Annotated in this window: 13 protein-coding genes; 12 read left to right on the top strand and 1 reads right to left on the bottom strand. The window is 61.6% G+C overall.

Annotation, left to right across the window (positions count from 1 at the left end; translation table 11 throughout):
- Nucleotides 1-119: 119 nt before the first annotated feature.
- Complete coding sequence (locus LRO94_RS17555) at nucleotides 120-1,049, bottom strand: DMT family transporter (RefSeq protein WP_095184419.1); 930 nt, start codon at nucleotides 1,047-1,049, stop codon at nucleotides 120-122.
- 93 nt (nucleotides 1,050-1,142) lie between these two features.
- Here LRO94_RS17555 and LRO94_RS17550 point away from each other — a divergent pair, with 93 nt between their 5' ends.
- The 12 genes from LRO94_RS17550 (at nucleotide 1,143) to LRO94_RS17495 (ending at nucleotide 12,562) form a co-directional block, all read left to right on the top strand.
- Complete coding sequence (locus LRO94_RS17550) at nucleotides 1,143-1,706, top strand: helix-turn-helix domain-containing protein (RefSeq protein ID WP_095184420.1); 564 nt, start codon at nucleotides 1,143-1,145, stop codon at nucleotides 1,704-1,706.
- A 141-nt stretch (nucleotides 1,707-1,847) separates the two neighbouring features.
- Nucleotides 1,848-2,204, top strand: a complete 357-nt coding sequence (locus LRO94_RS17545) for a hypothetical protein (RefSeq protein ID WP_179178785.1) — start codon at nucleotides 1,848-1,850, stop codon at nucleotides 2,202-2,204.
- A 174-nt stretch (nucleotides 2,205-2,378) separates the two neighbouring features.
- Nucleotides 2,379-3,575, top strand: coding sequence for an SfnB family sulfur acquisition oxidoreductase (locus LRO94_RS17540; protein ID WP_179178786.1), 1,197 nt, complete (start codon nucleotides 2,379-2,381; stop codon nucleotides 3,573-3,575).
- 12 nt (nucleotides 3,576-3,587) lie between these two features.
- A complete protein-coding gene (locus LRO94_RS17535; protein WP_099600995.1) occupies nucleotides 3,588-3,914 on the top strand; it encodes an acyl-CoA dehydrogenase in 327 nt (108 codons plus the stop codon).
- On the top strand, nucleotides 3,914-5,347 hold the full coding sequence (locus tag LRO94_RS17530; protein ID WP_179178787.1) for an LLM class flavin-dependent oxidoreductase: 1,434 nt from the start codon (nucleotides 3,914-3,916) through the stop codon (nucleotides 5,345-5,347). The genes LRO94_RS17535 and LRO94_RS17530 overlap by 1 nt, the downstream gene beginning before the upstream one ends.
- A 126-nt stretch (nucleotides 5,348-5,473) precedes the next feature.
- Nucleotides 5,474-6,322, top strand: coding sequence for an acyl-CoA synthetase family protein (locus tag LRO94_RS17525; protein ID WP_122753653.1), 849 nt, complete (start codon nucleotides 5,474-5,476; stop codon nucleotides 6,320-6,322).
- Nucleotides 6,319-7,089, top strand: a complete 771-nt coding sequence (locus tag LRO94_RS17520; RefSeq protein ID WP_032889762.1) for an ABC transporter ATP-binding protein — start codon at nucleotides 6,319-6,321, stop codon at nucleotides 7,087-7,089. The genes LRO94_RS17525 and LRO94_RS17520 overlap by 4 nt, the downstream gene beginning before the upstream one ends.
- Nucleotides 7,089-7,970 (top strand): branched-chain amino acid ABC transporter permease, encoded by an 882-nt coding sequence (locus tag LRO94_RS17515; RefSeq protein WP_032889760.1) that lies wholly within the window; start codon nucleotides 7,089-7,091, stop codon nucleotides 7,968-7,970. The genes LRO94_RS17520 and LRO94_RS17515 overlap by 1 nt, the downstream gene beginning before the upstream one ends.
- Before the next feature lie 4 nt (nucleotides 7,971-7,974).
- Entirely contained in the window at nucleotides 7,975-9,024 is a 1,050-nt protein-coding gene (locus tag LRO94_RS17510; protein WP_032889758.1) for a branched-chain amino acid ABC transporter permease, read from the top strand.
- Nucleotides 9,025-9,043: 19 nt separating this feature from the next.
- A complete protein-coding gene (locus LRO94_RS17505) occupies nucleotides 9,044-10,384 on the top strand; it encodes an ABC transporter substrate-binding protein (RefSeq protein ID WP_032889756.1) in 1,341 nt (446 codons plus the stop codon).
- A gap of 3 nt (nucleotides 10,385-10,387) precedes the next feature.
- Nucleotides 10,388-11,155 carry an ABC transporter ATP-binding protein gene (locus LRO94_RS17500; protein ID WP_032889754.1) on the top strand — a complete coding sequence of 256 codons (768 nt, stop codon included), beginning with the start codon at nucleotides 10,388-10,390 and terminating at the stop codon, nucleotides 11,153-11,155.
- A gap of 12 nt (nucleotides 11,156-11,167) precedes the next feature.
- Nucleotides 11,168-12,562, top strand: coding sequence for an FAD/NAD(P)-binding protein (locus tag LRO94_RS17495; RefSeq protein ID WP_032889751.1), 1,395 nt, complete (start codon nucleotides 11,168-11,170; stop codon nucleotides 12,560-12,562).
- The last annotated feature ends 3 nt before the right edge of the window (nucleotides 12,563-12,565 follow it).

Here is a 12,565-nt window from a genome sequence, read left to right as displayed (position 1 = left end):
AGGATCCTACAAGGTAGGCTGAAACTTCCCATTTGGCATTGTTTCATTAGGCTGGAATTACCCCTGTGGCGAGGGCGTATGCTCTTGCCGGGCTGCGAGGCAACTCCAAAACACGAACCTCAATTCTGACGCTCTTGCTCCAGCTCTTCAGCCAACGCGAGCGCTTTCTGCCCCTTCGTCTTTAATTCGCTGACAATCACTGCCACCACGATCAACACCGCCCCCAGCATCGCAATCGGCGGGAACCGCTCGCCGGCAATCCGCCCCACCACACCGGCCCACACCGGCTCGCCGGCGTAGATCAACGTGGCTCGTGTCGGTGAAACGCTCTGTTGCGCCCAGTTCATCGCGACTTGGATTACCGCGCTGGTCAAGCCCAAGCCCACGGCGCTGAAAAGCAGCAACCACGAAAACCCCGGCAGCGCCTCGCCCATCGGCACCACCATCAAAAACGATAGGAGTGAGGCTGTGGCCAATTGCACCACCGTCACCCGGCGCACATCCACCTGACCGGCAAATGCGCTGATCAAGATGATTTCCGCCGCAATCGCAATGGCACCGATCAAGGTCGCGATTTCACCTGGGCTGAAATTCAGCGAAGCCCCCGCAGGCCCGGTCAGCAGCATCAACCCGGCAAACGCGAGCATGATGCCGATGCTCGGCATTAACCCAGGGCGACGGCCGAGTACCAGCCATTGCAACAACGGCACGAACGGCACGTAGAGCGCGGTGATAAACGCCGACTGGCTGCTCAGGATCGTCTGCAGGCCGATGGTCTGCAAGCCGTAGCCAAACATGATCGCCACACCGATAAACACCCCCGCCTTCAATTCAAACAAGGTCAGGTCGCGCAGCGTGCGCAACGAGAAGAAACCCACCACGATGGCCGCAGCCGCAAAGCGCAGACCCACGAAAAACATCGGACCGCTCACCGTCATAGCGTGCTGCACCAATAAAAAGGTGCCGCCCCAGATCATGGTGATAAACACCAGAATGCATTCGGCTTTGCTGAAGCGGTTGAAACGCGAAGGGGTTTTGGTGGTGGTCATGGCGGCTCGGTCTTGCACAGGGAAAGGTACGGACCGCACAATGCGCCGCACGCTGGGCAGTATACTGCGCACACCCACCTATTGAGCAATATAGTGCACAAAGAAAATCCACAACGGGCCTCGGTCCTGCAGCACGTCAGCCAAAACGTTCGTCGCCTGCGCCACGCCGCCGACCTGAGCCAGACCGCGCTCTCGGAAAAATCCGGGGTCAGCCGGCGCATGCTGGTGGCCATCGAAGCAGGCGAGAAAAACGTCAGCCTGTCCACCTTGGACCGCGTGGCCGAAGCATTGGACGTAGCCTTCAGCGACCTGATCCAGGCTCCGGACGTACGCGATCACAGCCGCATCAACGAACTGGCCTGGGCCGGTGAAATTGCCGGGAGCAAGGCGGTATTGCTGGCCAAGGCCACCGCGCGGCGCGAGGTTGAATTGTGGGAGTGGCGCCTCGAACCCGGTGATCGCTATTGCCCGGACCCCGACCTGGAAGGCTGGAGCGAGCAGCTGTTTGTGTTCGAGGGCAGCTTGACGCTGGTCGTGGGCGACCAGGAAAACACCATCGGCGCCGGCGAATTCTTCATGTTCGCCAGTCACCAGCCCCACGCCTATCGCAACGATGGCGAGGTCGCCGTGCGCTTTGTGCGCAACGTGGTGATTTAGCGGCCTTGTCTACAAGGATGCTGATGAGCACCTGTCAAGTTTCACAGCTTGTTTGTCTCATGTGCCGGGCATAGGTTTATGGCATCACTGCCCTGAAGTGGTTGGTTGGCGGCGATTTAATCAATCACTGGAGGATGCACCATGAAAGACGAACAAACCCCCGTGCTGGTGAACCCCGCACCATCCCTGGAGCCATCACAGGGCGGTGTCGTCCAATATGCTGATGTGGAGGCTGAAGAGCTCAAATTGGTTATCAAACCGTTCGTTGGCATGAAAATAGGTCAAACAATCATTGGGAAGATTGAGGGGAATGGCACCAGTTACTTCAGGGTTGAAGTTAAATCGGTAGAAACCTTGGAAATTCCCGCGTGGACTGGAAAACCGGTTTTTTTCACGTCCCTCGTTTATGTGAGTTTTGAGGTGGAAGGGCTTTCGCCGCCTTATAAATCGGACCTTGGTAAGTACATTGTCGAAGGGGCTCCTCGCACCCCTGCATAGAGCGTGTTCCATACGTTACTGTTTGCAGGTGAACAGTGACTAGACAGTTTGCTGTATGACAGCGCTCCCGTTCTTTGCGAGCTTTTAATTTAACTCATTGTTTTTAAAGTTATTTTTCATGTGGCACGACTCCTGCTGTAGCTCCTGCATATCCCTGGAGCCTGGAGTCGGCCCATGTCAGCCCATCCTCAACACCCTGCCCATATCATCCGCTCGGACGCGGAGGCCATCGAGGTCGCCACGCGCCTGGCCGAACGCTTCGCCGTCGATGCCAGCGTGCGCGACCGCGACCGTCGCTTACCGGTAGACGAACTCGACGAGTTCTCCGCCAGCGGCCTGTGGGGCATCACTGTTCCCAAGGCCTACGGTGGCGCCGGTGTGTCTTATGTCACCGTGGCCGAAGTGATCAAATTGATCTCCGCGGCAGACCCGTCCTTGGGGCAAATCCCACAGAACCATCTGGGTGTCGTCGACATCCTCCTGCAAACCGCCACCGAGGAGCAGAAGCGCTATTACTTCGGCAAGGTGTTGGCGGGCTACCGCTTCGGCAATGCTTTCTCCGAGGCCAAGAGCAAAAACGCCGGCACCTTTGACACCCAAATCCGGTTTCACGGTGATAGCGCGCAAATCAACGGTGAAAAGTTCTACTGCACTGGCGCACTGTTCGCCCATATCGTGCCCACGGTGGGCAATAACGAAAAGGGCCAGGCGTTCATTGGTTTTGTCGAGCGCAACGCGCCAGGCCTGACCGTGATCGATAACTGGGACGGCTTCGGCCAGCGCACCACCGCCAGCGGCGGCGTGACCCTCGACGGCGTGACTGTGCCCTTGAGTGCGGTGATTCCCGCCCACCTGGCGTTTGACCAACCCACGGCCGATGGGCCCATTTCGCAAATCATCCAGGCAGCGGTGGATACCGGCATTGCCCTCGGCGCCCTTGAACAGGCAAAAATTTTCGCGCGCCAGGCCCGTCCCTGGATCGACAGCCAGCAGGATCATGGCTGGCAAGACCCGTTCACCATCGCCGCCATCGGCGATCTGGAATGGCGCGTGCACGGCACCGAAGCGATCCTCGCCAAGGCCGGCATCGCGGTTGACCAAGCCTTGGCGCAACCGAACGAAGACACCGTGGCCAACGCGTCGCTGATCGTCGCCCAAGCCAAGGTGCTGTCCGCCGAAACCGCCTTGCTCGCCAGCAGCAAACTCTTCGAACTGGCCGGCACCCGTTCGGTCACGGCCAAGCACAACCTCGACCGCTTCTGGCGCAACGCGCGCACCCACACCCTGCACGACCCGGCCCGCTGGAAATACCACCTGATCGGCAACTTCGTGCTCAACGGCGTGAAACCTGCGCGCCACGCCTGGAACTGAGGAACCTGACCCATGACTGCCTTGAATCTCGCGCGCCAACTGCTGGACAGCACCCGCCGCCATGTCGAAAAAAGCGCTGACCCCTATGTGATCAGCCGCTTCGGCGACTTGCAGATCCGTGTGGATGTGGCCGCTGCCTTGCTCGAACGCGCCGAAACCCACCCGAGCCCGGTGGCCGCCACCGAGGCGCAGATCGCCGCCGCCGAAGCCCTCATCGCCGCCAGCAACGCCGAGTTTGAACTGACCGGGCAACGGACCGCGCTGCCGTCGACCCTGGATGATCCGTTGCGCAACAAATACCAGGTTGTCGGCAACTACCACCTCAACGGAGTGCTGTGATGTCCCGTGAAATCCGCTTGAACGCTTTCGACATGAACTGCGTCGGCCATCAATCTCCCGGCCTGTGGGCGCACCCCCGTGACCGTTCGTGGCAGTACAAGGACCTGGAATACTGGACCGATCTCGCGAAAATTCTGGAGCGCGGCAAGTTCGACGGTCTGTTTATCGCCGACGTGCTGGGCATCTACGATGTGTACAACGGCAACGGTGATGCGGCGATTCGCCAGGCCACCCAAGTGCCGGTCAACGACCCGTTGTCGCTGATCGCGCCGATGGCGTTGGTCACCGAGCACCTGGGCTTTGGTCTCACCGCTTCGTTGTCGTTTGAGCATCCCTATCCTTTCGCGCGTCGGCTGTCGACCCTGGACCATCTGACCAAGGGCCGTATCGGCTGGAATATCGTCACTTCCTACCTGGAAAGCGGCGCCAAGAACCTCGGCCAGAAAGCCCAGACCGAACACGACGCACGCTACGACTACGCCGAGGAATACCTGGAGGTTTGCTACAAGCTTTGGGAAGGCAGTTGGGAGGAGGGCGCGGTACTGCGCGACCGCGAGCGGCGGATTTTCAGTGATTCGAGCAAAATCCACGAGATCCGACACGTCGGCAAACACTTCCAGGTGCCCGGCATTCACCTGTGCGAGCCGTCGCCGCAGCGCACGCCTGTGCTGTACCAGGCCGGCGCGTCCAGCCGTGGCAAGCAGTTTGCCGCCGAGCAGGCCGAATGCGTGTTCGTCGCCGCGCCGTCCAAGGTGCTGCTGAAAAAAACCGTTGCCGACATCCGCCGTCGTGCGGCCGAGGCCGGGCGTGATCCGAAGAAAATCCTGATCTTCAATTTGCAGACGGTGATCGTCGACGAAACGGACGCCAAGGCTAAAGCCAAGTTTGACGACTACAAATCCTATGTGAGCTACGAAGGCGCGATGGCGCTGATCTCCGGCTGGACCGGCATCGACTTCAGCCAGTTCAAACCGGATGAGCCGCTCAAGCATGTGCACACCAACGCCATTCAATCGGCGGTGGAAGCCTTCTCCACGGCCGATCCGAATAAAGTCTGGACGCCGAATGAACTGGCGGACTGGGTCGGCATCGGTGGCTTCGGTCCGCTGTTTGTCGGCGGTCCGGAGACGGTGGCAGACCTGTTGCAGGAATGGGTCGAAGAGACCGACGTCGACGGCTTCAACCTGGCCTATGCGCTGACCCACGAAACCTTTATCGACGCTGTGGAATGGCTGGTGCCGGAGTTGCAGAAGCGTGGGGTGTACAAGACCGAATACGCCGAAGGCACGTTGCGCGAGAAGTTGTTTGGCGACGGTGCGCGACTGGGAGCCAACCACCCGGGCGCCAGCTATCGCGATCTTTCCAATGCACATAAATCCAATGTGGGAGGGGGCTTGGCGCCGATAGCGGTGGCTCAGTCAAAGGTGGTCTAACTGACCCACCGCCATCGGGAGCAAGTCGAATCGTCGCACCGCCCCTCCCACAGTTGTCCCGTGTCGATCCAAATAATCAAGCCAGCGGACCACCGCACGCACACCCTCCACTAGGAGCAAACACCTATGAGCGTGCTCGAACCCAAGGCCCTCCTGGAACACCTGCAACACTGGGCACAACTCACGCCGTTGCACATCGCTCTGCGCCACAAGCGCCAGGGCCAATGGTATGCCTGGCGCTGGATTGACACCCTGCGCGACGTCGAGCGCCTGGCCGATGGTTTGCGCCAGCAAGGTTTAAGTGAACAGTCTCGCCTGGTGCTCAGCGGCGCCTTTGAGCCGAACCTGCTGTTGCTGGCGTTGGCGGCCCATTCCGTCGGCGCGCAAGTGCTGACGCTGGCCGATGACCTTGAGCCGCAGGCCCTGGAGCAACACCTGTGGCGTATGCATCCCAGCCACGCCTACGCTCAAGGTCGTCAGCGCGATTGGACGTTCACCCAGCGGTTGGATTTCGCCCAATTGCTCGGCCCGGTCGAGCCTGCGCAGCATTTGCAGCGCTGGTGGCAACCCTCCGGCGAAACCGCACTGTGGAGCGAGGAGGGCACCCATTGGCAAGGCGGTCTGGCGGTGCTGCTGGAGCAATGGCTGAGCAGCGGCCACGGCCTGGCCTTCCCGGAAAGCCTTGCCTCGGCGCAGCGCGATCGCAGTGAAGTGGCGCCCACCGGCTTGCTGCTGTCGCCGGAGCGTTTGCGGCACCTGGCCGATGAGATCGAAAGCCGCCTTGCACCCCGCGGCACCTGGCGCCGACGCCTGTGCGACTGGGCCATCGCCCACCCTCAAAGCGGACTGCGCCGTTTACTGAAGAACCGTGTACGCAAACTGCTGGGTTTCCAGCGCCTGGCCTCTATCTGGCAGCCACTCAAATCCACTGCCGAGCCCGTGTGGCTGGCTGAACTCAAACGGGATATCGCATGAGCGACGCTATTCTTCAGGTGCGCGATATCTCGCTGTCATTCAAAGGGGTCAAGGCCATCAACGCCTTGTCTTTTGACGTGCAGCGCGGCGAGATCTGCGCGTTGATCGGCCCTAACGGCGCCGGTAAAAGTTCGTTGCTCAATGTGCTCAATGGCGTGTATCGCTTTGACGCCGGCGAGATCGTCTTCGAACAGCAACATTTCCACCGCATCGACCCCTTGGGCGCCGCGCGCCGAGGCATTGGCCGCACCTTCCAGAACAACGCGCTGTTCAAAAAAATGAGCGTGCTCGACAACCTTCTCACCGGCCTGTCGCGGCACATGCGCAGCAGCTTTATCGAGCAGGCCCTCGGCTTGCCACGCGCGCGCCGCGAGGCCGCGGCCTTTCGCCAGCGGGGCCAAGGCATTCTTGAGTTCCTTGAGCTGCAAGCACACCGCGATGTGCTGGTGGGCAACCTGTCCTACGGCCTGCAAAAGCGTGTGGAGTTGGGCCGTGCACTGATCGCCGGCCCTAGCCTGTTGCTGCTCGACGAACCCATGGCCGGGATGAACGCAGAAGAGAAACAGGACATGGCGCGCTTCGTCGCTGACGTGAACCGCGACCTCGGCACCACCGTGGTGTTGATCGAACACGATATGGGCGTGGTGATGGGACTGTCCGACCACGTGGTGGTGCTCGACTACGGGCGCAAGGTCGGCGACGGCACGCCGGCGCAAGTACAGGCCAATCCCGAGGTGATCGCCGCCTACTTGGGAGCCGTACACTGATGACCTTTTTCTTCGAAACCCTGCTTGGCGGCCTGCTCGCCGGCACGATGTATTCACTCGTCGCCATCGGCTTCGTGCTGATCTACAAAGCCAGCGGTGTGTTCAATTTTGCTCAGGGCGCGATGTTGCTGTTTGCGGCGTTGACCTTTGTCAGCCTGCATGACCAGGGCGTGCCGTTTGCTCTCGCGTTGCTGCTGACGGTGATCGTGATGATCGTCGGCGCGTTGCTCATCGAGCGCCTGGTGCTGCGCCCGCTGGTGAACCGCTCTCAGATCACCCTGTTCATGGCCACCCTCGGCTTGTCATTCATTATCGAAGGCCTGGCCCAGGGCTTGATGGGGGCGCAAGTGCGCGCCCTGGACTTGGGCATCGACGACGTGCCGCTGTTTGTCGGCCCGCTGATGCTCAGCCAGTTCGACCTGATCGCCGCAGCGGCTGCCGTGGTGCTGGTGACGGTGCTCGCGCTGCTGTTCAACAAGACCCGCATCGGTGTGTCGTTGCGCGCAGTGGCGGATGACACCACAGCAGCGCTGTCCATCGGCATCAACCTCAACCGCATCTGGCAGATCGTCTGGGCGGTGGCCGGCATTGTCGGGCTGGTGGCCGGGCTGTTGTGGGGCGCGCGCCAGGGGGTGCAGTTTTCGCTGTCGCTGGTGGTGCTCAAGGCTTTGCCGGTGTTGATCATCGGCGGCTTTACCTCGATTGGCGGCGCGATTGTCGGCGGGTTGATTGTCGGCGCGGCGGAAAACCTGGCTGAGGTGTATATCGGCCCGCTGATCGGCGGCGGCATCACGCCGTGGTTCGCCTATGTCTTGGCCTTGGCCTTCCTGTATATCCGTCCCGCCGGCCTGTTCGGCGAGCGCGCTATTGAGCGAGTCTGAAACCATGTCGATCCCTGTTGCTCAAGAAACCGCGCCGTTGTTGCTGGTCCCGCGACGTGTGCCCTGGGGCCTGCTCGGCCTGCTGGCGTTGGCGTTTATCGTGGTGCCGCTGTGGGGCAATGACTATTGGCTCAATGCGATCCTGATCCCGTTTCTAGTGCTGTCGCTGGCCGGGTTGGGTTTGAACCTGCTGACCGGCTACACCGGGCAAACCTCGGTGGGCGCGGCCGGCTTCATGGCGGTCGGCGCCTTCGCGACCTACGGATTTCTGCTGCGCTTGCCGGAGCTGGGATTGCCGCTGGCATTGCTGGGCGGCGGGATTATCAGCGCCTTGGTCGGCCTGTTGTTCGGGTTGCCCAGCTCGCGGATCAAAGGCTTCTACCTGATGGTCACCACATTGGCCGCGCAGTTTTTCCTGGAATGGCTGTTCGTCAAATTCCCGTGGTTCTACAACTACGGATCGTCCGGGACCATCTCGGCGCCGAAACTGGCGCTGTTCGGCCATGACCTCAATACGCCGCTGGGCCGCTACTGGCTGACGCTGGTCACGGTGCTGCTATTGACCTGGACCGCCGTCAACCTGGTGCGCAGCCAAGTGGGGCGCAACTGGATGGCGATCCGCGACATGGACACCGCTGCCGCCGTGGTCGGCATCCCGGTGGTGCGCTACAAGCGCCTGGCGTTTGCGGTCAGCTCGTTTTACCTCGGCATCGCCGGCGCGCTGTGGGCGTTTGCCTACCTGGGCACGGCCAGCGCCAGCAGCTTCGATATCAATCGCTCCTTCCAGATCCTGTTCATCATCATTATCGGTGGCATGGGCAGCATCGCCGGCAACTTCGTGGGCGCGGCGTTTATCAGCTTGCTGCCGATCTTTCTCAGCCACGCGGGGCAAGCGCTGTTCGGCGGCTCGGTGGACGCGGGGCAGTTGCAGAATCTGCAAAAAATCATTTTTGGCGTGTTGATCATCGTGTTCCTGATCAAGGAACCCGAGGGCTTGATTCGCCTGTTGCACAACCTTCGCGATCGGCTGCGTCAGTGGCCCCTACGTTTCTGACCTATAGAAGAGAATTTCCATGCGTGCATCCTTAAAACGATCCCTGGTCAGTGCGGCCTTTGCGTTGGCGGCGTTGTCCGCTGCCGTGCCCCAGGCGATGGCCTCGGCCGACCAGCAGTTCTTCCCCCTGGCGACGTACCGGGTGGGCGCCTACGCGTCCAGCGGCGTGCAGGTGTGGGCCGGGATGATCGACTACCTGCGCTATATCAACGAGGTCGAAGGCGGCATTAATGGCGTGAAACTGGTGTGGCAGGAATGCGAGACCGAGTGGACGGCAGAGAAGGGCATCGAGTGCTACGAGCGCTTCAAGAATGGCCTGGATGGCGCGCCGGTCGCGGTGTATCAGCCCAACGGCGCGCCGGCGGCGTATGCCTTGAGCGAGCGGGCCGAGGTGGACAAGATCCCGCTGATCACCCTCGGGTACGGTCGCACCGAAGCCACCGACGGCACGGTGTTCCCTTACAACTTCCCGGTGATGCTGACCTTCTACAGCGAAGCCTCGACCCTGGTGAACTATATTGCCCAGCGCGAAGGCGGCTTCGACAAACTCAAGGGCAAGAAGATCGCCACGGTCTACCACGACTCGGCCTATGGGCGCGAAACCCTCGGCCCGCTGAAATTGCTGGCCGAGAAATACGGCTTTGAAAATATCCAGATTCCGGTGGCGGACCCCGGCAATGAACAGTCCGCACAGTGGCGTCAGGTACGCCAGGCCAACCCGGACTGGGTGTTCCTGCGCACCTGGGGCGTGTCGACGCCGGTGGCGGTGAAGACCGCCGCGCGCTTCGGCTTCCCGGTTGACCATATCATCGGCGACATCTGGGCCAGTTCCAGCGAAGACGTATTGCCCGCTGGCGCTGCCGCCAAGGGCTACTTGGCGCTGACGCCATACCCGGCCGGCGCCGATTTTGAGATCCACAAACGCCTCAAGCAATACATCCTCGACAAGGGCCACAGCGACCTCAAGGACCTGAAAAACTTCGGCAGCGTGTACTACAACTCCGGCTTGGTGAACGCGGCCGTGGCCGTAGAGGCGATCCGCACCGGTCAGGCCAAGTTCGGCAAGCGTCCACTCAATGGTGAAGAAGGCCGCTGGGGCCTGGAACACCTGAATATCGACGACGCACGCCTCAAGGCCATGGGTTACCTGGGCCTGATGCAGAACCTCAAGCTGTCATGCCGCGACCATGAAGGCGGCGGTTCTGCGCGCGTGCAGCAATGGGACGGCGCCAACTGGACGCTGGTCAGCGAATGGATCGCTGCCGACCGTGGGCTGCTACGCCCGTTGATCGATGAAAAATCCGCCGCGTTCGCCAAGGAAAAAGGCCTCACGCCACGCACCTGCACGGGGGATGAATAAGCCATGAGCCAGCCTGCCACTGAAGCCGAAAGCGCGTCACTGCTGACGGTCAATGACATTGAAGTGATCTACGACGGCGCAATCCTGGCGGTGGCCGGGGTCTCGCTGAGCGTGCCCAAGGGCGCCATTGTCGCTTTGCTCGGTGCCAATGGTGCCGGCAAGAGCACCACCCTCAAGGCCATCTCTGGTCTGGTGCGGGCCGAGCGCGCCGAGGTCAGCCGAGGTGTTATCGAGTACGCAGGCAAGGACCTGGCGGATGTCGACCCCAGCCAGCGCGTGCGCCAGGGCATGGTGCATGTGCTGGAGGGGCGCCATGTGTTCGGCCAGCTGACGGTGGAAGACAACCTGCGCAGCGGCGGCTTTGTGCGACGCCTGAGCCGCAAGGAAATGGAGCACGACCTGGAGCGCATCTACGCCTGGTTCCCCCGGCTCAAGACCAAGCGCCACACCCGCGCCGGGCTCACCTCGGGCGGCGAGCAGCAGATGGTCGCCATCGGCCGTGCGTTGATGACTCGTCCTACTTTGGTACTGCTCGACGAGCCATCCATGGGTTTGGCGCCTATGATCGTGCAGGAGATTTTCGAAATCATCGCGCAGCTCAACCGCGAGCAGCAGGTGAGCTTCCTGATCGCCGAGCAGAACATCAACGTCGCGCTGACCTATGCGTCCCAGGGTTACGTGCTGGATACTGGGCGCGTGGCCTTGAGCGGCAGCGCCGCTGAATTGCTGGCGCGGGGTGACTTGCATGATATTTACCTGGGTAAACAGTAAGGGCGAACCTGCATGAGTGAATCCATCCGCAACGCTGATGTACTGATCGTCGGCGGCGGCCTGAGTGGGACGATGCTGGCCGTGCAACTGCTGCGTCTAGGTGGTCAGCGTCGGATCCTGGTGATTGAGCCGCGCGCCGAGCTCGGGCGTGGCGAGGCCTATAGCGCTGTGGAGTTGGGCCACACCCTGAACGGCAACGCGGCACGCATGAGTGTCGACCCGGACAATGCCGATGACCTGACTCAATGGCTCACTGACTACATCGGCGCTGGCGGCTGGCCGGAGTCGGACCAGCAGCACGTGTCCATCAGCGAACTGTTCCCGCCGCGCGGGATTTTTGGCCTGTATGCGCAGCAACGGTTGGCTGAGGCCAAGGTGTTGTCGGCTTCCACGGTGGAGCATGTCAGGGCGCAAGTGGTCGACCTGCAAGTGGACGCGGATTCAACCCTGCTGACCCTCGACAACGGCCAGCAACTGCGCGGTGCGTTTGCCGTACTGGCCACCGGCATGTTCCCGGCGGCGCGCACGCCACAAACCGAATCCAGCGGCTTGAACGCCGCGGCGGTGGACCCGTGGGATGTGCAGGCCATGACCCAACTCGACCCGCAGTCTAGGGTGCTGATCATCGGTTCCGGGCTGACCATGGTCGACGCGGTGGTGTCCCTGGAACAGGCCGGGCATCGCGGACCTATCGAGGTTTTCTCACGCCACGGTTTGTTGCCCCATGTGCGCCGGCAACCGCCGGCTTGGGAGGATTTTCTTGCCGCTGACCACGGCCTTCGCAGCCCTCGGCAGTTGCTGCGCGAAGTGCGTCGGCAATGCCGGATCGCGCTGGAGCAGGGCATCGATTGGCAGTCGCCGCTGGACACCGTGCGTGCCCATATCGGCCGGTTGTGGAGCCAGGCCAGCGAGCGGGAGAAACGTCAGTTCGTGCGGCATGTGCGGCCCTGGTGGGAAAGCCATCACCACCGCTCGCCGCCATTGAGCGCAGAGTTGGTAGCGCGGCTGCATGAGGAAGGGCGCTTGCGGATTCAAGCGGCGTCTTTCAAAGGGCTGGAGCCTTCGGGCGAGGGCGTAACCATTCGCTTGCGTTATCGAGGCGAACAGGCGATCACCCAAGTGTCGGGGGCAGCGCTGATCAACTCCAGCGGCATCGAATACGACTGGCGCCGCGTGGCCCGGCCGTTGCCGCAGCAGTTGCTCAAACGCGGGTTGATCAGGCCTGGGCCGTTGGCGTTGGGGATTGCGGCGGATATGTCCGGCGCAGTGCTGGATGCCCAGGGGCAGGTCAGTGAACGCCTGTTTGCCATGGGCCCGCCATTGCGCGGGATGTGGTGGGAAAGCACGGCGGTGACGGATGTGGCGCTTCAGGCCAAGGCGCTGGCTTCGAGATTGGTGAAGGCCTGAATG

It is taken from the genome of Pseudomonas sivasensis (genome assembly GCF_021391435.1).
GTDB lineage: Bacteria > Pseudomonadota > Gammaproteobacteria > Pseudomonadales > Pseudomonadaceae > Aquipseudomonas > Aquipseudomonas sivasensis.
Note: the sequence above shows the minus strand (reverse complement) of the source record. Positions and strands in the feature narration are given on the sequence as shown.